The 24,333-nt window shown below is 53.1% G+C and carries 16 protein-coding genes and 1 pseudogene; 7 read left to right on the top strand and 10 right to left on the bottom strand.

All coding sequences use genetic code 11. The annotated features are described in order from the left end of the window. Positions 1 to 350 precede the first annotated feature (350 nt). Complete coding sequence (locus JQR90_RS23240) at positions 351 to 992, bottom strand: HD domain-containing protein (protein ID WP_010798761.1); 642 nt, start codon at positions 990 to 992, stop codon at positions 351 to 353. A 118-nt stretch (positions 993 to 1,110) separates the two neighbouring features. Between JQR90_RS23240 and JQR90_RS23235 the strand changes: the two genes are divergently transcribed. Then, positions 1,111 to 2,067, top strand: a complete 957-nt coding sequence (locus tag JQR90_RS23235) for a GlxA family transcriptional regulator (protein WP_010798760.1) — start codon at positions 1,111 to 1,113, stop codon at positions 2,065 to 2,067. Between the two features lie 28 nt (positions 2,068 to 2,095). Here JQR90_RS23235 and pbpC read toward each other — a convergent pair whose 3' ends face one another. Next, entirely contained in the window at positions 2,096 to 4,426 is a 2,331-nt protein-coding gene (pbpC, locus tag JQR90_RS23230; RefSeq protein ID WP_073450653.1) for a peptidoglycan glycosyltransferase PbpC, read from the bottom strand. 27 nt (positions 4,427 to 4,453) lie between these two features. Next, positions 4,454 to 9,403 carry an alpha-2-macroglobulin family protein gene (locus JQR90_RS23225; RefSeq protein WP_434140840.1) on the bottom strand — a complete coding sequence of 1,650 codons (4,950 nt, stop codon included), beginning with the start codon at positions 9,401 to 9,403 and terminating at the stop codon, positions 4,454 to 4,456. Between the two features lie 238 nt (positions 9,404 to 9,641). Between JQR90_RS23225 and JQR90_RS23220 the strand changes: the two genes are divergently transcribed. Further along, entirely contained in the window at positions 9,642 to 10,592 is a 951-nt protein-coding gene (locus tag JQR90_RS23220; protein WP_010798757.1) for an IS481 family transposase, read from the top strand. 118 nt (positions 10,593 to 10,710) lie between these two features. Here the strand turns inward: JQR90_RS23220 and JQR90_RS23215 are convergent, their stop codons facing one another. After that, entirely contained in the window at positions 10,711 to 11,100 is a 390-nt protein-coding gene (locus JQR90_RS23215) for a VOC family protein (protein ID WP_073450654.1), read from the bottom strand. Continuing rightward, on the bottom strand, positions 11,097 to 11,891 hold the full coding sequence (locus tag JQR90_RS23210) for a DeoR/GlpR family DNA-binding transcription regulator (protein ID WP_010798755.1): 795 nt from the start codon (positions 11,889 to 11,891) through the stop codon (positions 11,097 to 11,099). The genes JQR90_RS23215 and JQR90_RS23210 overlap by 4 nt, the downstream gene beginning before the upstream one ends. A gap of 588 nt (positions 11,892 to 12,479) precedes the next feature. Between JQR90_RS23210 and JQR90_RS23205 the strand changes: the two genes are divergently transcribed. Beyond that, on the top strand, positions 12,480 to 13,688 hold the full coding sequence (locus JQR90_RS23205; RefSeq protein WP_037031092.1) for an SGNH/GDSL hydrolase family protein: 1,209 nt from the start codon (positions 12,480 to 12,482) through the stop codon (positions 13,686 to 13,688). 569 nt (positions 13,689 to 14,257) lie between these two features. On the opposite strand, the gene JQR90_RS23200 is transcribed toward JQR90_RS23205, so the two are convergent. Then, positions 14,258 to 14,587 (bottom strand): DHCW motif cupin fold protein, encoded by a 330-nt coding sequence (locus JQR90_RS23200; RefSeq protein ID WP_010798752.1) that lies wholly within the window; start codon positions 14,585 to 14,587, stop codon positions 14,258 to 14,260. A 293-nt stretch (positions 14,588 to 14,880) separates the two neighbouring features. On the opposite strand from JQR90_RS23200, the gene JQR90_RS23195 reads away from it, so the two are divergent. Further along, on the top strand, positions 14,881 to 16,041 hold the full coding sequence (locus JQR90_RS23195; protein ID WP_010798751.1) for a hypothetical protein: 1,161 nt from the start codon (positions 14,881 to 14,883) through the stop codon (positions 16,039 to 16,041). Between the two features lie 729 nt (positions 16,042 to 16,770). Next, positions 16,771 to 18,801, top strand: coding sequence for an ATP-binding protein (locus JQR90_RS23190; protein WP_434140839.1), 2,031 nt, complete (start codon positions 16,771 to 16,773; stop codon positions 18,799 to 18,801). Between the two features lie 109 nt (positions 18,802 to 18,910). Here JQR90_RS23190 and JQR90_RS23185 read toward each other — a convergent pair whose 3' ends face one another. The 4 genes and pseudogenes from JQR90_RS23185 to JQR90_RS23170 form a co-directional block, all read right to left on the bottom strand. Then, entirely contained in the window at positions 18,911 to 19,933 is a 1,023-nt protein-coding gene (locus tag JQR90_RS23185) for a chemotaxis protein CheB (RefSeq protein ID WP_434140838.1), read from the bottom strand. A gap of 345 nt (positions 19,934 to 20,278) precedes the next feature. Beyond that, positions 20,279 to 20,428: pseudogene (locus tag JQR90_RS23180) on the bottom strand (general stress protein); the annotation flags it as partial. 346 nt (positions 20,429 to 20,774) lie between these two features. Further along, positions 20,775 to 21,296 (bottom strand): cysteine hydrolase family protein, encoded by a 522-nt coding sequence (locus tag JQR90_RS23175; RefSeq protein ID WP_407363574.1) that lies wholly within the window; start codon positions 21,294 to 21,296, stop codon positions 20,775 to 20,777. Positions 21,297 to 21,574: 278 nt separating this feature from the next. Beyond that, the gene (locus JQR90_RS23170) at positions 21,575 to 22,000 is read right to left on the bottom strand and encodes a GNAT family N-acetyltransferase (protein WP_404628006.1); all 426 of its coding nucleotides are present in this window, start codon (positions 21,998 to 22,000) and stop codon (positions 21,575 to 21,577) included. A 448-nt stretch (positions 22,001 to 22,448) separates the two neighbouring features. Between JQR90_RS23170 and acuR the strand changes: the two genes are divergently transcribed. Together acuR and acuI are read left to right on the top strand one after the other, a co-directional pair. After that, entirely contained in the window at positions 22,449 to 23,081 is a 633-nt protein-coding gene (acuR, locus tag JQR90_RS23165) for an acrylate utilization transcriptional regulator AcuR (RefSeq protein ID WP_010798744.1), read from the top strand. A gap of 45 nt (positions 23,082 to 23,126) precedes the next feature. After that, complete coding sequence (gene acuI / locus JQR90_RS23160) at positions 23,127 to 24,110, top strand: acrylyl-CoA reductase (NADPH) (RefSeq protein WP_010798743.1); 984 nt, start codon at positions 23,127 to 23,129, stop codon at positions 24,108 to 24,110. Positions 24,111 to 24,333: the final 223 nt, after the last annotated feature.

Here is a 24,333-nt window from a genome sequence, read left to right as displayed (position 1 = left end):
CCTAGAGGAGAAGGAATTGCAGGGGCAAATGCCCGCCGAGTGATCGAAATGGCTGTTTAGACCTGCTATTTAGCCTGTCTTTTATACATCTCAAAATCAAGCGGCGTAACGTAAAGACTTTGCAGTAGAAGGGATTTCATCGTCCCCAAAAGCGATGTGGTACGGATAAGATCCTTCAAAAGCTGAGCGGAAGAAGCCGTGCGGCATTCCTGCCGACGTGCTCATGCGCCTAGTTGGTGGCCGCGTGAGCATGAGGGTTATAGGTACGGATTTCAGAAAAGGCTGTTAAGGATTCAGTCGATCAGACCGAGATGAAACCAGCCTGGCTGGTTTCATCTCCAGGCGTCACACTAACTGGCCCATTGAGAGTTTCGAATGACGCTGCAGAAATTCAGGGGAGCGAATTGAGGGTCTTTGTCAGCGATAACATCTGCCTTGACATTGCCGAACGTAGTCTGAGGTTTGTGTTTTATTCCCTCGTAAAAGGCCTGAATGATCTCTTCCTTGAAACGATTGCCTCGAGGATGGGCATTGACGATTGCTTGTCGTTGCTCATCGCTGTATTCCGGGTAGGTTAGCCCTAGCACGTCCATCTCTACGCCTGCCGTGACCAGGGCAATCAGCGGATGCATGTGCTGGGGAATGCCCGGCGTGGTATGCAGTGCAATCGAGGCCCATACGGTATCGATATCCTGTTGGTTTATCCCGTGGCTTGCCAGAAATGTCTTGGCCGCGTTGGCACCATCTACCTCAAAGCGCTCGCAGGCGCTGCTGTGCTGATGCGTCAGGCCCATGTCATGGAACATGCAGCCGCAATACAAAAGCTCCGCATCGTATGTTAAGCCGCGCTTTTGCCCGGCCAGCGCCGCGAAGTAATAGACCCGGCTGGAATGGTGAAAGAGGAGGGGAGATGCGGTATCTCGAACAATCTCAGTAATTTCCCGAGTCAATGCGGTATCAGGGATGCTGATGCCATCAATATTAATACTCATGCAAACTCTCCGGCAAAGGGTGGAAAACAAGTTTCACCCGTTGCCATCATGTCCTCAATTGCAGTATTGCGTTAAATCCTGCCATTATCCGTCTGAGACAGACGTGTAGAGGATTTCGATGACCAGACTTGTCGCCATCCTGGCGCTTCCCGGTGTGCAGCTGCTCGATGTGGCGGGTCCTTTGGATGTTTTCGCACAGGCTAACCTTGAATCAGGAGGCTCCTCCTACCTGTGCAGGGTAATTGGGCTTAAGTCAGGTCCCGTCCAAAGTTCGTCAGGTGCACGTCTGTATGCAGACGGCGTTGTCAATGAACAGCCGGAGCGCTATGACACTGTTCTTGTCGCAGGGGCACCGCATATCTCCAATCTCAAACCGGACCCGATAACTCTGGCGTGGATACGCGGTGCAGCAAAGCGTGCGCGGCGCTTTGGTTCTGTCTGTACAGGTGCATTTGTTTTGGCTCACAGTGGCTTGCTCGATGGGCGTCGTGTCACTACTCATTGGGCTTGCGCACCCGCGCTGGCACAGGCATATCCCAGCGTCCAGGTCGAAGAGGATGCTATGTATATTCGAGACGGTAAATTGAGAACATCAGCAGGGGTGACGGCAGGTCTCGATCTTGCCCTGGCACTGGTAGAAGAAGACTTGGGCCGGGATATTGCAAGACAGGTGGCTTCTCAGCTGGTTATGTATTTCAAGCGACCCGGAGGGCAGCTCCAGTTCAGCCGGCATGGACAGTCCAGTATCGGCGGTCGGTCTGTTCTACAGGAAACACAACGGTGGGCCATGGCGAACCTGTCGTCACCGTTGTCAGTCGACGCGTTAGCGGCTCATGCAGGTATGAGTCCCCGACATTTTGCGCGATTGTTTTCAGCTGAAATCGGTGAAACGCCTGCGGTATGGGTAGAGCGTGCGCGCATAAGCGCTGCTCGTTTGCTTTTGGAAGAGCAGGGCGATGTGCCCAAACAAGTCGCTACCAAGGTCGGCTTTGCCAGCACCGATACGTTGCGCCGAGCCTTCATGAAACACGTGGGCATTACTCCAGCCGAATACCGTAAACGCTTTCATGCATGAGGGGCTTAATGCATAAGACATAAAGCCGCTACCGCACTACAGTTACATTCACATGCTCGGTCTGCCCGGAATCATCCAGTACGCTGATCTCGTAAGCTCCTGGCCTGGGAAACGTGTAACTCAATTGTTCCGATTGCTCTGCCACCGGTTCGCCGTTGACGAACCACCAGCGTGAACCTTCACCACCCTGCGCGGTTACGGTGATGGAAACGGGCTCGGATTGTCCGGCAGGCGCCTGTAATCGTGCACCATCACGTAGCCCGGTAATCTGTAACGGACTGGCTGCAGTGCCAAGGGTAGGCGCACAGTTCGAATCGATTGATGGCAGACGGGACGTGCGGCGCTCGCGCGCGGCCAGCCAAGGTTCGAGGGACGCAGGCCAAGCCAGGAAACGTACCGGGCGTGCGCCAGAACATGATGGCGCCACCTGCTTGCCTGCCTCATTGACCCAATAGGTCTCATCCAGTCCCTGACCCAAGGGCTGGTCAGGGGCTTGCATTGTGGGGGGCGTCTGTTTATCCAGCGTGAAAGCCCAACGTCGGACTCGACAGTTTTCATCATCGGCCGGAAGCGGTTGCCCCCCAGGCCAACAGATGGATTCTACCCTGACGCTTGCAGGTCTGGTCTGTATGGGGGAGAGACGTCCTCGCTGAGTATCCCGATTGAGCAATATATCGTTGACCTGAAACAGCAGCGGGGCGGCTGAAGCAAGGCCAAACTGGCCTGCTACCGGCGTGCCGTCAGGGCGGCCGATCCAGACGCCAACCACATAACCTGGCGTAATGCCGATCGACCACGCATCCCGAAAACCATAGCTGGTTCCCGTCTTGTAAGCCAGCGCTGGAGGCAGTTGGGCTTCATCCAAGAGGGGATCTGAGCGGTCGGCCAGCATACGCCGAACGATCCAGGCAGCACCGGGCGACATCAACCGTCTTTCCATCACAGGCTCTTCTGGACGAAACCGCAGGCGGGCTACCTTTCCCTCTCGGGCAAAAGCGCTATAGCCGCTGACCAGGTCTTCCAGTCGCGCGCCGACACCGCCCAGTATCAATGAGAGATTGGGCTCAGCGCCTCGAGGATAAAAGAGCGGGACGCCTGCACTACGCAGTTCACCGGAAAACCGCTTGGAGCCATAGGCCTCGAGCAATTGCACCGCAGGGAGATTGAGCGACCGATGTAACGCCTCGCTTGCAGCGACAGGGCCACTGAAGCCTGAAGAGAAATTCCCGGGCCGGTAATCGCCAAAGCGTCGAGGGATATCTTGCAGCAAGGATTCCGAGTGGATCAGACCTGCGTCCAGCGCCTGGGCATACAGGAAGGGCTTGAGCGTGGAGCCGGGTGATCGTATGGCTGATACCATGTCGACATGGCCAAACCGACGATCATCCGTGATATCGACAGAGCCCAGATATGCCTTTACCGCCATGCTCCCGGTATCAACCACAATAATTGCAGCTGAAGTGCGCTCCGGTAGACGGGCCCGCCAATCAAGGAGCAGCGATTCGAGGCGCCGTTGCAAGGCAATGTCGATGGTCGTGTGGATCGCTGGCGACTCTCCTGTCGTATTCAGCCGACGAGCCAGCAGCGGTGCCTGGTCAGGCGATTGCCGGGGCGCCAGCCAAACAGGTTCTTCCATTGCCTCTTTTACCGCCTTGGCAGGCCATACCCCTTCGCTGTCCAGTCGGGCGAGCACCTTGTCTCGCGCCGCCTGTGCCCGTTCGGAAAAGCGATCAGGCCTCAAACGACTGGGCGCTTGTGGCAATACCGCAAGTAGTGCCGCTTCGGCACGAGTAAGGCTCACAGGTGACTTGCCAAGATAAGTCCAGCTGGCGGCGGCAACCCCTTCCAATGTGCCGCCGAAAGGGGCGCGATTGAGGTACAGCGTGAGGATTTCCCGTTTGGACAGATGCCACTCAAGCTGAGCGGTCCGAAACAGCTGGCGAAGTTTTCCCGTCAGAGTCCGCGGGTGTGGATCGAGCAAACGGGCAACCTGCATGGATAGCGTGCTACCTCCCGAGACGACCCGTCCGCTTGAGAGATTCAGCCAGGCGGCACGTGCGAGCGCAGCCGGATTGATGCCGGGGTGCTGATAGAACCAGCGGTCTTCATACGCCAGTAACGCGTCGAGGTAGTAGGGCGAAACGGTATCTGGCGTAGCGGGATAGCGCCAGATACCTTGCCCATCGGCGAACCGGTAGAGCGGCTCGCCGTCTTCGGCCAGAATGACATGGGCAAGCCCATCGTCAGGAACAGGTAGCGGCCAAAGCTGGTCAGCCAGCCATAACATTGCAGCAAGCACTGAAAAAAGGCTCAGCGCGAGACGAGACCAGTACTTTGCGGCGTGCAGGCCTTTTTTCATGGCTACACAACTCGGGAGGTCTGCCGCTTAACGCGGCAGAACAACCAGTTGATCAGGGGTAGCACCCAGCGCTTGCCAGGCAGGGCGATACATGGACTCCACCTGGGGTGGTGGCACGAGGTAGCGTCCTGGTGTAACGGCCCGCGCCAGGTATACCAGATGCGTGGTGCCATAGCCGTTGACATCTACGGCGGCAACATAACGATCATCTCGGTACTCCTGATGCTTGAGCGTACCGTTCTGCATCGCCTTTACCCATTCACGAACGTTGCTGCCGGCGTCTTCCAGGCTGGCTGCGCTTTGTGCCAGGTTCTGGTTTTCCAGCTCAAGTCCTGCCGGTAGCAGGTCGACCACCAGCGCATCGGGTACACGTTGATGAGCCCGTACGGCAAGGTGCACAAGCACAAGCTCGCCACTATGGAGTTGAGACAGGTTGACCGGACGGCCATCCATCCCCAGGTAGCTGCGCTCGATGCTCAGGTTTTCGCTGATAGGTGCTGGTGTCTGCATCCCATAACCGGTCACAGTCAGCTGCTGATACACCACTGCATCACCCGTGTTGCGTACCGAAAGCGGTGTATTGAGTTCGGCACCATCGATGTGCTGCGTTACGTCACGGTTATCGGCCAGTTCGCGCGGGGCTCCTGCCAGAGTCAATTCGACCTTCCAGGGCTGGGCCGGTTTACTCATGACCGAGCGACCCGCGAGATATAGCCAGTTTCGTTCTTGCGTCGACAGCCACTGATGAGTAGACAACTCTTCCGCCAGCGCAAACAGACGTTGGGTACGTTGGTCTGCCGCCAGGTCATTTTCTTCGAGCAGTGCCAGAATCTGCGCCTCGTCACGCAAGACACTACCGTAGTCATGGAACCAAGCCTTTGAGGCGCGAACCTGTGCAAGTCCGGCCGTCAACGCTTGCATTGCCCGATCATTATCACCCATGCGCTGCAGGGCAATGGCAAGATGGACCAAGGGCAGGCCGGACGCTGCAGCTTCACGGCGATCAAACAGGCTACGCAGTGCGCCAAGCGGTGCCTGTTTGCTGCGTGCCAGTACATAAGCCGCATAGGCCTGAACGGCAAAGCGGTCATGTGTGGCGTTTTCGCTATACCCTACATCGATCTGATTAGGGTCTTGCAGATAGCGCAGCAGCCGTTGTGTTGCCTTGTTCAGAGGTTCGGTGGGTACAGCAAAGCCTCGCTCCCGAGCCCGTAGCAGGAAGTCAGTGACATACGCTGTCAGCCAGTACTCTTCTGAACTTTCTGCGCTCCAGAGACCGAAGCCGCCCGAGTATCGTTGCATTCCTAGCAGTCGATCGATTCCCACCTCGATCTTGCGGCGGCGGTCGCTCTCCTGCTCACCCTGAATGCCGAGACGCTTGAGTGATTCGGCGTCTGCATAAAGAGAGGGGTAAAGCCCACTGGTGGTCTGTTCGAGACAGCCGTATGGGTAGGCCTCAAGTGCCTTAATATGCTCGGCCAGATTAAGCGGTGGCTGGCTGGATACTGCCAGCATGGCTTCCCGCGTTTCTGGAGCATAGGCTTCAAGCACCGATGCCGGTAAGCTCCAGGAGGGTGTGCTGGCGTCCAGCGCGACAGAGAATTGGTCACGGCGTGCCGGATAGGCCGGGCGAACACCTAGCGTCCAGTCGCGAGACAGCGACGAGCTACCCTCTGGCATAACCAGCCCCGTGATCCGCACGGTAACCTTGCCTGTTCCGTAACCCCCAAGCGCTTTTACCGGTACCTTGAGTGTTACGCGTTGCCCTTCTTTTAAGGTAAGAGGTTTGTCGACGGTTTCCTGCAAAGCCAGGCGTCCTGAGACCTCGGTTTTGACCGTTAGCTGCTGAGTGCGTCCAGAAAGGTTTGTCACATCCAGGGCCAATGTCGTTTCGTCACCGCTTGCAAGAAAGCGAGGTGCAGCCAACTCAGCCACCAGAGGTGCCGCAACAGTGACCTTGCTTTCACCCGCCCCGAACCGATCTTCTGTCCAGGCCTGAGCCATGACGCGCAACTCACCGTTAAAATCGTCAACCGGCAGGCTTACCTCGGCATTACCTTCTGCATCGAAGGTTACTGCCTGACTCTGCTCAGAGAGAATTTTCACCTTGGTAGGGGGCCGCTTGCCCCCGGCCGACAGGTCCGCGTCACCACCAAAAGCCAGAGCTGCCAGGCGGCCACGGCCTGCCTCGATCAGCTGGCCATACACATCGAACTGATCGGCCGTGTAGGCCTTACGGCCAAAGAAGGCTGAGAAGGGGTCCGGTGTGGTATATCGAGTGATGCTCAAAACACCGGTATCGACAGCCGACACCAGAACGTGCGCCTGTTGAGGAATCGATCCATCGGCGTTGCGTGCCTGCAGGCGGACCTTTAATGGTTGCCCCGGCTCCATGCGTGCAGGGGTGTTTACCGTCAGGTTCAGGCGACGGGCTTCACGGTCCAGCGGGAGATGGAGCAGGCCTACCGCACGCTTGGGGGTAACGCCTGTCTTGGCTTCACCTGGGCGTATAACCAGCGCCGTGACATACAGATCATGACGAGACCAATCCTTGGCGACGGGCACATCAAACGTCTTGCCGCCTTCCGGCACTTCGATAGGCTGCCACCAGAGCGGACCCTCGGCGGACTCCACGAGCAGATAACCATTGCCTGCTGTAGGAGGCGTGACAGTGATGCGAGCCTGATCGCCCGCGGGGTAGGCTGGACGGTCGAGCGAAAGCTTGACCTGGTCAGGCCGTACGCTTCCGTTGTCGGTGTTGTCCTGCCACCGATAGCCTGCCCAGAACCGAACACTGCTTATCAGGCCGGTCTCGGAGTCTTCCACTTCGACCCGGTAAGGACCCCATTCCACAGGAAAACTGACCTTCGCTGAACCGTTTGCCGCAATATCGATCGTCTCTTCAGACATGGTGATGGCTTTTTCGTTGTAACGACTACTCCAGCCTTCATCATCAGAAAAACCCCAGTAATAGTCCCTTCGTTCACGGACCAAACGGACCCGTAGCTGGCTGGCCTGTAGTTTCTTACCCTGCGCGTTGGCCATAACGATCTCAAAGCCCGCCTGGCTATTTGCATCGACCTCGCCGTCATTGAATAGAGGGCGAATTCCGGGAAGGTGTTGAGCGGGCCAGACCGGTTGGACAAGACGACGTGTCACCGGTCTGCCGCCTGACTCCTGCAGGCTGGACTGCAAAATCAACTGCAGGGGCGAGCGCGCTTCGCTCCAACGGGTATCCTGGGAAAGAAGTCCGCGTCCTTTGGTATCCAGCGTCAGGTCATCCAGGTCAAGGTCCTGGCTGAGGTCGGCCTCGGTAATGGAGCCGAACTGATAACCCGGCAGGGTTGCCACGGCTTCGCGAAGTGGTCTGACATACAGCTGGCTGGAAAGGGTATTGCCATTCGCGGGTGCTCCGTACAGGTAGCGGCCGGTCACGCTGACTTCAAATGGTTCATCTGGAGCCAGCGGCGCGTCTTCACCCTTGAGCTCAAGCGCCATGCGCTCTGGAAGGAAATCTTCGACGGAAAACTCATACAGTTGAGGCGTAGCCCCGTCTACCTGCATGACCAGTTGCCAGCGGCCGGTAGGTGCTTCTTCACCCAGTTGCAGTTCATATTGGTAAAGACCATTTGCATCAGGCTTCCAGACGAAGCGACGGCTCGTCTGGTTATCCGGCCGACGAACCTCGACCGGGACCGGGTGTGGTGGCAGCGCATGTCCGTCTCCGTCGCGCAATAGGGCATTCAGCAACACGGTCTCACCGGGTCGATACAGGTCACGAGGGCCAAATACAAAGAACTGCTGCGGTTGTTGTCTTGGGCCATCGATCTTGTATTCAGCCAGATCCAATGCGGGGTTATCCAGTCGCAGTAGGCTGGTTTGCCCATCATGCTGAGCCAGCAGCACGCGTGCGTTACCGTTGACGGTAAGCTGCGCATGTCCTTGGGCATCGGTCTGGGTTTCAGCCAGAACTGCACTGTCTTTATCCAGTACCCGAATGGCAATCTTGCCCAGTGGCTTTCCGCCGCTTAGAGCCTGAGTGAAGACATCGATCCGATCCCGATAGCGATGGGCCGACAGGCCGATATCGCTCAACGTCAGCAGCGTAGTCGACTGTTGATAGTCGTATTTGCCGGCCTGTTGCATCACGGCCAAATAAACGCCGCTTTCTTTGAGGGGCTCTATCCCAGTCAGGGGCAGCAGTACGGTTTCCCGGGTATTCAACTTGGGTGACAGGTTGAATCGGCCGGTATAGACCAGCTCTGCCATTGGCAGTATTTCGCTCGACTCCCAATACCCCATTGTGGCTCGATTACCCCACCTGGCAAGGAAGGCTGGCAGCGCATCGGGCTTGATGCGAAAAAAGTCGACATTGATTTTATCGACGTTCAGGGCAATGACCGGAAGCCCCTCGGCCAGTCGTGTTGGCAGGAGTGAGCCACGACTGGCGAAGCCAACGCTTGGGGTAATGTTTCGCGTGTTGAGTGAGGTGGTGTAAGGGGCATTCAGCGCGTTGTCATTGATGGCTTTTAGGCCCGCATCAATGGTCAGAGTAAGCTCACGCTTGGGCTGCAAATGGCGCAGCCGAAGCTCCATCTGGTTATCCGACAGTTCCCAGGCGCCATCAACCGGGCCGGCGGTCTTGTCTGTCAGATGAAGGTACTGATGAAATGCCTGTTCGCGTTGCAAGGGGACTGAAAACGTAACCGACAATGTGCTGGCACCGTCCAGCTGAATCTCAGAGGCGTCAACCACAGTCAATGCTCGGCCAGCGTATCGCTCGGCTGTCTGGGCAATGTCCTGAGTTTTTGATACCGGTGCCGATTCGGCTGTTTTAGCATCAATAGTCGCAGATGCAGGCGATCCGGATGATTCAGGCGCGGTCTTGGATGTAGATCCCGTTGGCGCATCCTGAGAGGCGTCGCAGGCGGCAAGCAGGCACAGAATCGCGCTGAGTAATATCCCTTTGAGGCGCATGTTAGTTCCATTAACAGGTCGGGGCGCGGATCATACTCCGACTGACCCTGGCAGGAATATGGTTTGCGCGCCAAGGCTTAACTATTTTTATTTTTGCTTTTCAAAGGATGGTTGTTAGTTGATACGTGCCACTGTGTAAAGCATCGAGGCTACCCGGTGTGAGAGATCCTGCGGTGCCTAGGTGTTTGGTCCCAGGGAGAAAGGGTTTATGGTATAGACCTCTATCGGAGGAGGATCCATGGCTCAGGTTCTACACAAGCGCGCCACGACCACGCACGCCATCCGAGCGGAGTTACAGCGATCGCAGGATTCGATCGCGACGCTGAGTAAGCGTTACAACTTAAACCCCAAGACCGTGATCAAGTGGCGTAAGCGCGACTCGGTTGAAGATCAGCCCATGGGACCTCGGGAGCCGCATTCGACCTCCCTGACCCTGGCTGAAGAGGCCGCTGCGATTGCGTTCCGGCAGAAGACGGTGCTGCCTCTGGACGATTGCCTGCATGCCTTGCAGCGCTTCATACCCAGGCTTTCGCGCTCGGGCCTGCATCGGCTCTACCAGCGGCACGGCATCAGCAACCTCCCGCGCTCAGCTGAGCCGGTACGTGAGAAGAAAGCCTTCAAACGCTATCCGCTGGGCTATCTGCATATCGATATCACCGAGGTGCATACCGCAGAGGGCCGGGCCTATCTCTTTGTGGCGATCGATCGCATGTCGAAGTTTGTCTATGCCGAGTTGCACACGCAGATGAGGCGCAAAGATGCGGTCGACTTTTTGGAGGCCACGCTTAAGACATTACCTTATAAAGTGCATACGGTACTCACCGACAACGGTATCCAATTTGCCAAGAAGACAGGTACAGAACGCTATCGGGCCCATCCTTTCGATGTGGTCTGTTATCGGCACGGCATTGAACATCGGCTAACCAAGCCCTTCCATCCCTGGACCAATGGCCAGGTTGAGCGCATGAACCGGACGATCAAGCAGGCCACCATCAAGGCCTTTCATTATGCCTCGCTTAAACAGCTGCAGGAGCATATAAAGGATTATCTGTGGGCGTATAACAGCGCTCGTCCATTGCGCGCCTTGAAAGGGCAAACACCGATTGGCTTTATCCTCGGGCAATGGCATAAACAACCACAGCTCTTTTTAACCGACCCAAACCTCTTCTTCCCGGGACCTAACACCTAGGTTCTTGAGAAGGCCTCTGAAAATCGGCCTCGCTATTTGAATAAGCGAGGCCGAATGTGTAAGCCACAAGCTAGCGGTATTGTTGATATTCAGCAGCGTGGCCAAGAAAATCAAACGATCAGGCCGTTATTTCGATTAGATTGCCATCGGGATCCCTAATCACCGCTTCGAAGAAGCCATCGCCCGTCCAGCGTGGCGCGGATACTAGCGCCTGTTCGCCGTCCATATGCCCAGCAAGTTTTCTGACGGCGTCTTCCGATCCCAGCGAGATGGCGATATGGGCCCAGCCTGTTACAGGTGTGTCTGAAGAGATGGTGGCTTGGTTCAGTCTCGGATGCGTCATCAGTTCGATAGTCGGTCCGTCCTCTAGAGTGACGAAGCGAGAAATGAAGCCTTTGTTGGTCTGGCTGTGGTAAGGCTGACCGATGCGGGCGCTAAAGGTCTGATGCCAGAAATCGGCGGCCCGCTCAAGATCAAGTGTCCATAGGGCAACGTGTGCAATCTTCATAGCGCCTCCTCAGTGTGTACGGTCTGTACCGAGCAGCCTGATTTTCGAAATGCCTTCAGGCGCGGCTCGACCTGGTTGTTTGTTTCAATCACCAAATGATCGATCGCCTCGCTGGGGATCACCTGATAGGGCGCCAGGGTGTCGAATTTATCGGCAGACAGGGTAATAACCGTGGCGTTGGCCGCGTTCACCAGGGCGCGCTTGAGCTCCGCTTCCTCGAAGTTGAATGCCGTCACGCCCGTTTCAAAGCTGAGCGCGCAGGCCCCCATGAAATAAATGTCTGCGTGAATAGCCTGGATTTCCCTTAGTGCTTTTGCCCCCAGGCTGCCACCCGCTTTTGAGTCGAGGCGGCCCCCGATCAGGATCGTCTCTACCCCAGGCTTGCTCAGTAGTGCTTCGCCAATAGCGGGCGCGTTGGTGATGACTGTGAGGTTGGCCTGTGAAGGAAGGGCCAATGCAATTGCCCGGTTGGTTGAGCCTGCATCCAGAAAAATCGTCTGGCCTGGATCGACCAATGCTGCCGCTGCTTCGGCCAGCACCGAGAGGATAGGTGTGCTGTTTTGAATACGTTTATTTAACGGGCCGGGGTCAGGGGCAACAGACAAAGCGCCCCCATATACTCGACGGCATAGTCCTCTTTGAGCCAGTTCGCGTAGATCTCTGCGAATCGAGTCTTCAGAAACGCTCATTTCTTTTGCCAGATCCGCTGCGATGACCCGCCCTTGAGAATCCAGGCGCTGGAGAATCACGGACTGACGTTCATGAGGAAGAATATCTTTAAGAATAGGCATGATCGTGTACTCAGTTGATCTATTAATTATGCATAAAGACGCATAAACATGCAATAAATAATTATTAAGTCAGAATTTATGCACGATTTGGCGTGTTTTGCTGGCGTGAGTGGACCTGTTTGAGCAATGCCTTAAATCAGGTGTAGCTTCACTAGGGTATTCCTTAAAGCAGTATCCTATTTGTCCTGCTGCATAAATCCTTGTCTCAGCACTAAGTTAAAGGAGGACACAAAGGTATAAATGTATATGGATGTCAGAATGTTGCTAAAAAAGGTAATATAGCAGTATCTGCCTGATTGCTTTATGCGCATGTTTGTTTTCTGCCTCCGCCAAGATTACCTCTGTACCTCAGCGGATTAATTATTTATGCGCATGAGCTGCCTGCTTCAGGTAAACCGACGCTAATTTATTGAAATAGCACTACTTTATTGAACAAGCGCAGCCGCGTTTTTGGACAGGAGCGGGTTTAGCGTCTAGCGTTGGTCGGGTTTATAGAAAAGCAGGAAACGAAACGTGGTTGAATTCCATACTAAAAATAACGCTAATATTTTTGCAGCCGCTCACAGGAAATCCCTAAAACGGTGGTCAATGTCCACCCTGGCGGCAGCGCTTCTGATGGCGAGTAATTATTCGCTGGCGGCTCAGCCGCAAAGTCCTCATTGGGTTGGAAGCTGGGCCGCGGCTCCGCAAGCCAACGGTGCTTCTGCCGGCTCAAAAGAGACTGTCGTCAGGGTGAACAATCAGACGATACGCCAGATCGTTCATACCTCTATTGGAGGCTATAAGTTTCGAGTTCGCTTATCCAATGCCTTGGGCAAGACTCCGCTGGTGATTGGCGAGGCCCGGGTTGCATTGAGTGCTGGTAAGAACACCATCAACCCTGATACAGACCGGCCCTTGACGTTTGGAGGAATATCCTCGACGACAATCCCGCCTGGAGCGGTGATGTACAGCGATCCTTTAGACATGCGGTTCTCTTCACAAGCCGATCTGGCTGTCAGCCTTTATCTACCAGAGCAGACCGAAGCTAAAACCGTACATACGTTGGGCAAGCAGACCAACTATATTTCTATGTCCGGCAACCATACGAAAGCGCGCGCGTTACAAGCAAAGTCGACCAGCACTTCATGGTACTTCCTAACGGGTGTGGATATTCTGACCCATAAGGACACCACAGCTGTTGTCGCATTTGGCGACTCGATTACAGATGGTCTCAATGCCGCGGTAGATACAAACAACCGTTGGACTGACTATCTGGCTCGCCGCCTGCTGAACCGATCCGATATCAATACCAAGGGTGTTCTTAATCTCGGCATTAGCGGCAACCGCATCCTGCACGAGCAGGTGGGACCAAGCGCACTGTCACGCTTCGATCGAGATGTCATCGCGCAGCCTGGCGTTACGCATCTGATATTACTCGAAGGCATCAACGATATTGGCTATTCGGATTTGCCCGGTTCTCGGGAAAAGGTAAGTGCCAAGCAGATCATTGCAGGTTACAAGCAGCTGATTGCCCGTGCGAAAACCCATGGTCTAAAGGTAATTGGTGCCACGCTTCTACCGTATGAAGGGGGCAGCTATTACACCCGGCAGGGCGAGGCCAAGCGTCAGGAAGTAAACAAGTGGATTCGTGAAAGCGGGGCCTATGATGCGGTTATCGATTTTGACAAAACCATGCGTGACCCGAAAAGACCGACCCGATTGAACCCCTTGTTCGACTCGGGCGATCATATTCATCCCAACGAGACTGGCTTCCTTGCAATGGCTAATGCCGTCAACCTGGATTGGCTCAAGTAACAAGGGTGTATAGCAAGAGGCCTTTCACAAAGGCTTCTTGCTTGCAGGCAGCTATGGGGACCTGTCATTTCCAGACCATTACTTGAGGGGGATATTAAATGCGTCATCCGTTCTGTCGATAGCTTACAGCTTCAGTTATGTCTTTATCGCTATCAATACTTGAAGTGCCTTTTAATGGTCACTTCTTATTGTTCTGGTACTGGTTATACAGATTGGTATTCACATCTTAATTATTGAGCACTAGATGCTCTGGCAGTTTTTGCTATCTGTACGAAAAGCATGATGTAAAAGGCTGCGATGCACCATCTCAATTAGTCGTGAAGGACAGCAGGTGCAATTTTTGAGAGCGATTGACGGCTAGATTATTAGCGCTAGCTCCAAGGCAGGAGTAGGTAACTGCTTAGCATATCAAGTGTAGTGGTTAGGTGTTGCAAATAAGCGATGTAGTCGTTAAGTCAGTCTGCCATTTATTGCTACACCTGGACGATAGCCAGCAGCTGTTACTGCTCGGGTACACCCTAATGATGAATAGCTATCGTCCTGGCTTCGTTACATCTTATGAGCATTCATCAGTCGACCACGAAGAGCCTTGCTCCGCTAGCCGTGTAAGAGCGGTGTGCCTCAGCATTATCTGCGACCTGATAGCTCATGCCTGGCTTAAGAGTGAATTGACGACCATCGTCAAGCTCAGTCTGTAGTTCACCTTCAAGACAAAACAGTATGTGACCTTTCGAGCACCAATGGTCTGCTAGGTAGCCAGCACTATACTCAACCATTCGTACTCGGATGGAACCATAGGTTTGGGTACGCCAGTAAGCCGAGCCGGTTTCGCCAGGATGGGTTGTCGGCTCAATCGTAGACCAGTCAGTTGTTCCAAAAGGTATGTTGTCAATTTGCATGAGTTTTGTCTCAGCTGGTCCCAGGAAGAGGATGACGTTACAGCACCTAAGGCGAGTAATCGTAATCTAGCTAGTCCAATCAACCAATAACGGATGCTAGACAGTAATGGTTATTAAAGATTTGTAGTCGCTGGGTATGCCTCAGCGACTACACTTAATGACCGTGCATTACCGCCCGTTAGTCGAATGGGTACTCATCCATTTGCTGACCTTATAAGGCTGGTCTATAGATTTCTAGCTTCGTCTTTCGACTTAGCGAATCGAAATCTTTGGTCTCACAAGGAAAGTACCTCATGTTTATGCTAAAGCCTCTGGCACTAACTGTCCTTTTCGCTATCTCGGGTACCACACTAGCCGCTAGCCACACCGCCACCCAGACACAGAATGGAAATAACAATGAAGTCACGCTCGAACAGAGCGGGGAAGGCAATACGGCAACACAGACCCAGACGGGTGATGCGCATCGGTCTGCCGTTGTGCAGAGCGGGAACAATAATTCCGTAGAAACTCTTCAGGAGGGCTATGGCAGTGAGGTCAATGTTAATCAAAGCGGTAATGGGAATCTTGCCTCTGTCTATCAACATCCCGATTATATTGAGCTGCAAGCAGGCCACACTGCATCAGTAACTCAATCAGGGGACAGCAATACTGTAAAGCTTGAGCAGCAAGGAAGTTTTTACACAAATAACGCTACGCTATATCAGGAAGGAAACAACAATACCTATGATATTCATCAGGGAAGCGTATATGGTGATAACACTCTGACTGCTACTACAACGGGTAATAATAATCAGCTGACGGTTTCTCAGACTGACTACGTAACCGCGCAAGTAGAGCAGACGGGCAACAGTAACCAGATAACTCTGGGGCAGAGCTTTGGGGGAGCGGGTGGAGCAGATTCCACTATCAGTCAAAATGGCAACAATAACTTGGCTGATGTGATTAATGGTGGGGGCCGTTACGGGCAGAACAGTGTCGCCCTTTATCAAGAAGGCGATGCTAACTCGGCTTCAGTTAGCCAGGGAGGTCTTAACTCCGTAAACCTCAGTCAGCAAGGCAACGGCAATAATGCAGTTGTTTCGCAAGGGATAGGTGGCCAGCTTTATGGGCGTTCCGTCGGCAATAACAACGCTGTCGATATAGATCACCGTGGCGAAGGCTCAACCGTTGCATATGCTCAGGAAGGTGACAGTAACCTGCTCTCTATCGATCAGGCTGACAGTAATAATTATGCCGATGTTAGCCAGTTTGGCAGCGCTAACGAGATTACTCTGTTACAAAGCGACCATTTTACATTTGACCCAGCAGGTCATTCCGCCACGGTCAGACAAAACGGTGAGGGTAACAGAGTTAGCATCAGTCAAACTCAGGAATACAACCCAGGCGGCCAGGGAAATACGACTGTTGTTACGCAAGCGGGTATGGGCAACATAGTCTCTATTACTCAACGGTAACGCATCTAAGCTGATGCCACTCATGTGGTATCAGCTTTGTAACTTGCACACACCGGTTATAAGAACAAGTCAAACATAGTTTGTTTGTTAGACGTCTGTTTCCTCAATGCTTGATAATAACGTCCTATTTATAATGGTTTTTTCCGGTGTAGGCATTAAGGTATACCCTATGGGAACGCCGACCTATTTACAGCTAAAGGATCGATCTACTTAATTAGTAGAAACGGCTAAGCTATCTTTACCGTTACGCTGGTAAGTAAACTGTTCTTAAGTCTATTGCTCTTCTCTAATAACTAGGACTTAATTGTTCACAAAGATAGCAATGGACGACTCCATCGGCCTCAACCCAAATGGCTCCTACAGAGGCAGGTGCAGCGGAATCAGGTTTGTTAAGACCCATGAGAGCCGATTCTTTAAAGGCAAGGAGCGAGATTTCAATACAGGCGAGATCCTGGATGACAAGCTCTTTATCAACGGAACGTTTGCAGGTGGCGATAAACCTGGTGCTCCTCCCGTCATCAAGAGGTGCCGATGTCATGTCTTCCTTAGTCCTGTCTGCTTCTTCGTGCGGCTATCGGCATGAATGAACTGACCGCTGATTTCCCTATCGATAGTTAAAGGCCTGACAAGCAACGTTCTAAAGGTCAGCCAAGTACACCGGGTTGATTAATGCAATGCCTAAATCCAGGCGCATTACTTGGCTCACCTCTGACAAAAGTGCGAGTCTTGATGAAACAAGAGCTAAATTTTCAGACATTATTCGAAGCGCTTCCGCACCTTGTGCTGGTCCTGTCTACAGGTCCTGAGTTCATCATGCTGGCTGCTAACGAAGGGCGGCTTAGGGGAACCAATACGCGGCGTGAGGACTGCATAGGACGATCGATATTCGAGGTGTTTGGAAAGAATCCGGACGAGCGAACAGAGTTTGGTGCAGGCGTATTACGCGCCTCGCTAGAGCGTGTGGTACAGACCCGAGCGCCTGATCGCATGGCAATCACCAAGTATGATATTCCTCGGCCAGCAGCGCAGGGTGGGGGCTTTGAAGTACGCTACTGGAGTCCGCTTAATACGCCTGTGCTGGATGAAAAGGGCGAGGTCATCTACATCATCCATCAGACCGAAGATGTGACGGAGCAGGTTGTCGAACAACAACGCTCCAATTCAAACCTCAAGGTTGTTGATGAGCGTTTTCGTGCTGCCCTGCTGGCATCTGAAGCCGGTATCTTTGACTGGTATATCGATGAAGACAGCCTCTACCTTGATAGCGCGCTGCAACAGCTGTTCAAACTGCCGGATACCCTTACTCATAATGCTATAGAGCGCTTTCTCGGCTATGTACATCCAGAGGACCAGGCGCAGGTACGCCGATCCTTTGCTCAATGTCTGCAAGGTAGCAATTTTACAGTTGAGTTTCGACTACAGCGTAACCAGGACGAAAGATGGCTGGTCTGTAAAGGTAATGTTTTCAGGGATGCCGCAGGCAATCCATCGTATGTAACAGGTACTTGCGTGGATATCAGTGCTCGAAAGCACGCTGAGAACGCCTTGCGTGAGCTCAATGAAACATTGGAAGCGCGTGTTGCCTCCGAGGTAGCCGAGCGTACTCGTGTGGAAGAAACACTCCATCAGGCCCAAAAAATGGAAGCAGTGGGGCAACTCACCGGCGGTATTGCCCATGACTTCAATAATCTGCTCACAGGGATCATTGGTAGCCTGGAGCTGATGCAGCGGCGCCACAGTGCCGGTAGTTCGAAGGATGATGAGCGCTATATAAACGCAGCCGTAACTTCGGCACAACGGGCGGCAGCGCTCACTCAGCGCCTTCTGGCTTTTTCTCGGCGTCAGACACTGGATCTCAAGGCGATTGACGTCAACCAGCTGGTAGCCTCGTTAGAGGATCTGCTTAACCGTACGACTGGGGAAAATATCAAGGTTGTAACAGCGCTAAGCGCAGGCCTTCCTCTGGCCTGCATGGATGCCAATCAACTCGAGAGCGCCCTGATTAACCTTGTGATTAACGCACGGGATGCTATGCCGCACGGCGGCACTATCACCATTTCGACTGCCGCTTTCGACGTAAAGAGTGACCAGGTGGCCAGATGGGCTGAGCTCAAGGAGGGCCAATACATACAGTTGACGGTAACAGATACCGGTATGGGAATGGCGCCTGATGTGTTAGCTAAGGTCTTCGAGCCCTTTTACACCACCAAGCCTATCGGTCAAGGAACAGGGCTAGGGTTATCCATGGTGTATGGTTATCTAAAACAGGCCAAAGGGTCCGTTCAGATTCTCTCTGAGCCTGGAAATGGAACCAGTGTTCACTTGTATATGCCTTGCCATAAAGGTGACGCAAATACTTTGTCAGCAGAGAAAAACAGGGTGGCACCGTTAGGAAGTGGTGAGATCGTACTGGTCATTGAAGATGAGGCAGTGGTTCGCTCGCTCATCGTAGAGGTACTGGATGAGTTAGGCTATCGGGCGCTTCAAGCTGCAGATGCTCAAGAGGCTATCCCTCTTTTAGAAAGTGATCAGCGCATTGATCTGATGATCTCTGATGTAGGGCTACCAGGCATGAATGGACGTCAGCTTGCTGACTTTGCCCGTTTAAGCCGACCGAACCTGAAGGTTCTCTTTGCGACTGGCTATGCGGAAGGCTCCAATGTGAGCGGTTATCTTGCACCCAACATGGAAATTATTACCAAGCCTTTTGCAATCGAAGCACTTGCCAGCAAAATCAAGGAAATTTTGAAGGCCCCATAAGCTGACACTGACCAAAAGATGGCTTGGCACGTTGTACATCGCTGCCCATAACGTTAAGCAGGCTTTGGCTCTCATGCGACCAGCTCTATACAGAGTCGTTTTGCTATCTTTACCCCATCTGGTCATGGCCGAAAAAGCCTGAGTCCAGTACCAGCTCACGTAGCGGCTGTAGCCGCTTCTCCGATTCGTCTGCCTGATAGCGGCACTGCGCAGCCTCATCGTGCGAGCCTGCGCGGTCTGCAAGCTCGGCCATTTGCCTGAGCAGGACGATGCGTTCTTCAACCGCACGCAAGGTGTCCCAGAGCCCGTTATCAATGGCCTCGTTAACCTCAGCAATGAGCGTTTTCATCGAAAAGGCGTGTCCGGTATGACATCGAAACCTGATAATAGAACCTTCTTCGATCTGTACCAGGACGCCATGACACTCGGGACAAGTATATTTTGATACTGCACCTAGGGACATTACACCCGCTTCGAGGCCGTTGCCCTTGAGTTCAATCAGCTTCTCAATCACGTGTCCGCCCCTGGCGGGACGGGCATGCTGCCTATCTATCTGCGTGCCCACAGCCCTAACTATCTGCTGAGCCAGTGCCTCGATAGGGCCTATGAAATCAACCTTCACATGCTTTATGGCGCTTTCAGGCATTGATTCGTGCATCGCCTCGGATGGATCCTGTACCAAAGCCAAGCCCTCTCTGTCTTTAATCGCCCAGAGACCTGCGGTTCCATCGTCAAGCGCCCCTGTAAGAATGACACCGATTACACGTGCACCATGACTTACCGCGGCTGAGCGAAATAGAACGTCTATCGCTGGGCGTACCCGGCATTCCTTCGGGCCTCGTGTAACACGTAGCCCTTCTTCTTCAAGCATCAGGTGACGATCTGACGTAGCCACATAGACGCTCCCAGCTTCGAGCGGCTGACTGTCATCGGCAGGCACAACCCGCATCTGTGTCACGCGAGAAAGAACCTCGGGTAGCACGCTGGGTGCATAAGCGGGTATATGAAGAACTACCAGGAACGCGGCAGGAAGGACAGGAGGAAGACTCTGGAATAGCGTGGTCAATGCCTGGACCCCTCCAGCGGAGGCCCCAATCACTACGATGTTACGTATATCGGCATCCAATTTCATCGGCCTTATTCCTGGCTGGGACATAAGGGTTAGGACCAGAGAGTTGGCCTGCCGTGCGCAACAACCTAAGCCTTGCTCATTTTACGAACGCTCAACTCAGCGAGCATGCACATCGGATTTCGGCCAAATAGCTCAAATACAAGCCCAGCCTCTTCTTCCATCTCAGATCCTGATAACGGCTTGCGAGACAGCATGAGCAAATCCCTGCCGGAAAAAAGCGAGAGCAAAAGGCTTTAAAGGCATTTAAGCGGTAAGACTAAGAAAAGCAGGCTTTATTGAGCCGAGAGCAGGGGATGGATAGATTCATAACAGAGCGGGAGCTTATGCCCCCGCTCATGTCATCTCTTACTGACGACCGCCGCCATGGCTATGCTCGCCACCTTTCTTGCCCGCTTCAGAGGCTTTCTCGCGATCATTGGCAAAGTTGCCACCGCTGTTTTGACCGCCTTTCTTGCCTGCTTCAGAGGCTTTCTCACGATCGTTAGCGAAGTTACCTGGATTGTCGTTTTTAGCTGTCATGTCTTTCTCCACAATGGTTAGGACTTGCCTGGCTGATCGGAACAATCACCCTTCAAGAGATCGGAAGGGAAAAGGCTGTACGGAGTTCCTTAAAAGTTGGGTATACCCTTTTTATAGGATAAGCGGTAAGTAACAAATTCTAGAAAGCACTCCGAGGAACATCAAAGTACGCGGCCCTATCAGCCTCGCTTAAGAGGTATTACCGTAAATGCAGCTCAGCCAAGTGTGCAGCCTCAGAGGTATACCCCAGTGACGACAGGCACTGGAGCATTGCAGCGAGCCGTATAAACCCGCTGCAACCCTATCCAAATGGACAGATTGCTTATTTGAACTCGCATTCTGTGGCTTTCATGACCTGGCAAAAGGCACCCACGAGTGTCGCGTTATGATGGTCAATAATAGCGTTAGCGCTCATCACTGGCGTATCTGAGCAGGTATGTCCATCCTCTATAAGGATAGCCTCGAACCCTAAATCCCGTACTGCGCGGCAGGTGCTATCGATACAGTACTGAGTCTTCATGCCCGCAATTACAACAGTATCAACGCCTTTTGATCGGAGCTGTTCGGCCAGATCGGTAAAAGCAAACGCATTGGGTCTGGTTTTATCAAAAATAATTTCGGAGCCTTCAAGAGCCAGTCCATTTACCAACTGAGTGAGAGGGCTACCCGGCTCAATCGGACTACCAGCAGCGCCTGTATGCCTCGCAAGGAAAACGGGAGAGCCCGCTTTTTGAGCTCGATAGATAAGGTCATTTAGGGTGGAAAGTAGACGATCGCCAAGCCAGGGTTTGTCTGGACCTTGAAACAGGCCTACCTGCATATCGAGGATCAAGAGTGCGTGCATGGATTATGTCCTTACGTTGGCCAGTGACGTAAGGACAAATAAAAAGCCCCTACCATCACTGGCGGGGCCTTTGGATTCGCTCGCTATCTCTTGCTCACGACACCTTGCACGGCCCGCCTATAGCGGTCGTGGTGGTAGCGGTCGAGGTGAGCTGAGTTATATGCATGTCTTGAATATAGTGACAGCTGCAAATGTCAGCAATACCGACACTTTGCCATCAGCAAGGTTGGACAGGATGTTTATTCGGTGTGCTTGCTTCAAGGGAAAAAGTGAGCACGTTAGGACAGTCTTTTTTGAAAAAAGAAGCGTGTATGCTCTGGTGGAAAACTATCAAGATGACCAAATTCAGTGAAACCATGTTTTTGGTAGAAACCCGGTGCCTGAAAGTCAAAAGTATCGAGCCAGATTCCGACGCAACTTCTTTCACGCGCAACGTCTTCGGCCATGTCCACCAGGCGTGAACCTATGCCTTGGCCCCTTGTTTCTTCAGGTATGGCTAGCAACTCGATGAATAGCCAACGATAGTATATTTCCCCATAGAGCCCCCCAATGATTTCATTGGTGTCCTCATCGCGGACTAGTAGCGCGATTGACTCTGGTTTCGGATCACCCGCTTTAGAATGATTATGAGCCCGTAAGGGTTTAAGGATAGCCGAGCGCTCATTTTCTTTTGGGTTAATTGCAATCTCGATACGCGCACTCATGAGCTCATCCTTTCGATATTGACTGTGGTACCCATACATTAAGGCTTTAAAGCTTAAACAGATCGTACCAGGTCAGCCGTGTATTTTTTGAATGTAGCTGTGCCAAGGAAGTAGCCGTCTTGTGGCAATAGCCTATGTAACTGCCGCGCTGGCATAAAAGTATGTGTTCGGATTTAAAGAAGTTTGCTTTCTTTGAGATTGCTGACAACGTCAGCACAACGCTTTATCAGCGCCATGCTTATCGCCGCGCCCCTGCCGTTTTTCATACCTAAGCCTCGGCCCCTATAGTCTTAGGTACATCCCTGATGCATAAAGTTAAAACAATGTAGGTGCACGGACAGCCATAGCATGCAAAGCCATTGAATAGGCTTCTGCCTCATTTATAAGCGCAAAATAATTTCCCAGTAGTCTAAATTGACTTTAAAGACGATCGGTCTAATATGGGGGCATGACTACCAGTACCTTACCGGCCCGCCGAGGCCGGCCACCTAAGATTCCCCGAGAGCACGCCGATACGCGTGACGCTTTGATCCATGCGGGTATGGAAATCTTTACCGAGCAAGGCTTTGCCGCCACAGGCATTGATTTAGTCCTTAAACGAATACAGGTGCCTAAAGGCTCGTTTTATCATTATTTCGATAGCAAGGAAGCCTTTGGGCAGGCAGTGCTCAGGAGCTACGCAGCTTACTTCGCGCGTAAGCTTGACCGCTGGTTATTGGATGAAAGCGTTGATCCCATACAGCGGCTAAAGAACTTTGTAGAGGATGCCAAAGTCGGTATGGCCAGGTACGAGTTTCGACGCGGCTGTTTGGTTGGCAATCTTGGACAGGAAGTACTCGTTCTGCCGGATAGTTTTCGCTCCCAGCTAGAAGCGACCTTGCTTGATTGGCAACGGCGTTTAGCTGACTGCCTTCGTGAGGCAGCAAAGAAGGGACAGCTGCGGTCTGGATGTCATTGTGATGATTTGGCTGCTTACTTCTGGATTGGCTGGGAAGGCGCTGTGCTACGTGCACGACTGTCTCAGACGGTGCAGCCTCTCGACTGTTTTATTGAGGGCTTTCTGAAAGGCATCAAAGCATAACTGCTGCTGCCTAATTAAAGACGATCGGTCTAAATAGGAGACATGATGTTTAAAGCAATTCTCATCGACAAAAATGCATCAACCTATAACGCTCGGCTGGCTGACATGAGCGAAGACCAGCTTCCTGAAGGGGATGTAACGGTACGTGTTTCCTATAGCACGCTGAACTTCAAGGACGGACTGGCTATAACAGGGAACAGCCCTGTCGTGCGCAAATTTCCCATGGTGCCTGGAATAGACTTTGCCGGGATCGTTAAGGAAAGTACTCATCCACGGTACAAGGCTGGAGACCGAGTGCTGCTCAATGGATGGGGCGTTGGTGAAAGTCATTGGGGTGGACTGGCTCAAAAGGCCAGCGTACAGGGTGATTGGCTGATCCCGCTACCGTCCGGGCTCGACGAACACCAGGCCATGGCAATCGGTACTGCCGGATACACTGCCATGCTTTGTCTAATGGCGCTGGAGCGACATGGAATCACACCTGATAAAGGAGACATCCTGGTAACAGGTGCTAATGGTGGCGTTGGTAGTTTCGCCGTTTCTCTGCTAGCTCGTAACGGTTATTCGGTCATTGCTGCCACAGGGAGACCCGAGGAGTCGGAGTACCTTAAAAAGCTTGGCGCCCAATCGGTTATCAACCGCAACGAACTGTCTGAGCCGGGCCGTCCGCTCTCCAAAGAGCGCTGGGCTGGAGCTATTGATTCAGTGGGTAGCCATACGCTTGCAAATGTCTGTGCTGCCACTCGGGCAGAAGGAGCGGTAGCCGCCTGTGGTCTAGCACAGGGTATGGACCTGCCCGCAACCGTAGCGCCTTTCATTCTTCGCGGGGTAAGTCTGCTAGGTATCAATAGCGTCACCCAGGTCTACGAGCGGCGTGTGGAGGCCTGGAACCGCCTGCAGACAGATCTCGATTTATCTATGCTGTCTGAAATAACACGCGAAATTACGCTAGGGGAGGCTATTAGTGCATCCACTGATTTGCTTCAGGGCAAGATACGCGGGCGGCTTGTCGTCAACGTGAATCGCTAAGAGAGCTTGGTGGATGTTACCTGTCTGGTGCCCAAGTGCTTGGTAAAGCAGCTGCTATTGTTGAGCCGCTCCTGGCTTTGTTCATAACCCAACTTGATTGTTGAGCGTTATCCTCAGATCCATTAGCCAGTAACAAACTGGCCAATGGAAAGACTTGCAGCTCAGTAGAATGTGCTTCGCCAGCTCGGCTGCGTATGGAGAGAGGATATCAAAGCAGTAGGTA

The organism is Pseudomonas sp. JZ114 (genome assembly GCF_051027705.1).
Taxonomy (GTDB): domain Bacteria; phylum Pseudomonadota; class Gammaproteobacteria; order Pseudomonadales; family Pseudomonadaceae; genus Chryseomonas; species Chryseomonas luteola.
This window is presented reverse-complemented; position numbering and strand designations above follow the sequence as displayed.

Bases quoted from the DNA above. Each gene is read 5' to 3' on its own strand.
- JQR90_RS23240 (WP_010798761.1), bottom strand. From the start codon at position 992: ATGAGTATTAATATTGATGGCATCAGCATCCCTGATACCGCATTGACT.
- JQR90_RS23235 (WP_010798760.1), top strand. From the start codon at position 1,111: ATGACCAGACTTGTCGCCATCCTGGCGCTTCCCGGTGTGCAGCTGCTC.
- pbpC (WP_073450653.1), bottom strand. From the start codon at position 4,426: ATGAAAAAAGGCCTGCACGCCGCAAAGTACTGGTCTCGTCTCGCGCTG.
- JQR90_RS23225 (WP_434140840.1), bottom strand. From the start codon at position 9,403: ATGCGCCTCAAAGGGATATTACTCAGCGCGATTCTGTGCCTGCTTGCC.
- JQR90_RS23220 (WP_010798757.1), top strand. From the start codon at position 9,642: ATGGCTCAGGTTCTACACAAGCGCGCCACGACCACGCACGCCATCCGA.
- JQR90_RS23215 (WP_073450654.1), bottom strand. From the start codon at position 11,100: ATGAAGATTGCACACGTTGCCCTATGGACACTTGATCTTGAGCGGGCC.
- JQR90_RS23210 (WP_010798755.1), bottom strand. From the start codon at position 11,891: ATGCCTATTCTTAAAGATATTCTTCCTCATGAACGTCAGTCCGTGATT.
- JQR90_RS23205 (WP_037031092.1), top strand. From the start codon at position 12,480: ATGTCCACCCTGGCGGCAGCGCTTCTGATGGCGAGTAATTATTCGCTG.
- JQR90_RS23200 (WP_010798752.1), bottom strand. From the start codon at position 14,587: ATGCAAATTGACAACATACCTTTTGGAACAACTGACTGGTCTACGATT.
- JQR90_RS23195 (WP_010798751.1), top strand. From the start codon at position 14,881: ATGTTTATGCTAAAGCCTCTGGCACTAACTGTCCTTTTCGCTATCTCG.
- JQR90_RS23190 (WP_434140839.1), top strand. From the start codon at position 16,771: ATGAAACAAGAGCTAAATTTTCAGACATTATTCGAAGCGCTTCCGCAC.
- JQR90_RS23185 (WP_434140838.1), bottom strand. From the start codon at position 19,933: ATGAAATTGGATGCCGATATACGTAACATCGTAGTGATTGGGGCCTCC.
- JQR90_RS23175 (WP_407363574.1), bottom strand. From the start codon at position 21,296: ATGCACGCACTCTTGATCCTCGATATGCAGGTAGGCCTGTTTCAAGGT.
- JQR90_RS23170 (WP_404628006.1), bottom strand. From the start codon at position 22,000: ATGAGTGCGCGTATCGAGATTGCAATTAACCCAAAAGAAAATGAGCGC.
- acuR (WP_010798744.1), top strand. From the start codon at position 22,449: ATGACTACCAGTACCTTACCGGCCCGCCGAGGCCGGCCACCTAAGATT.
- acuI (WP_010798743.1), top strand. From the start codon at position 23,127: ATGTTTAAAGCAATTCTCATCGACAAAAATGCATCAACCTATAACGCT.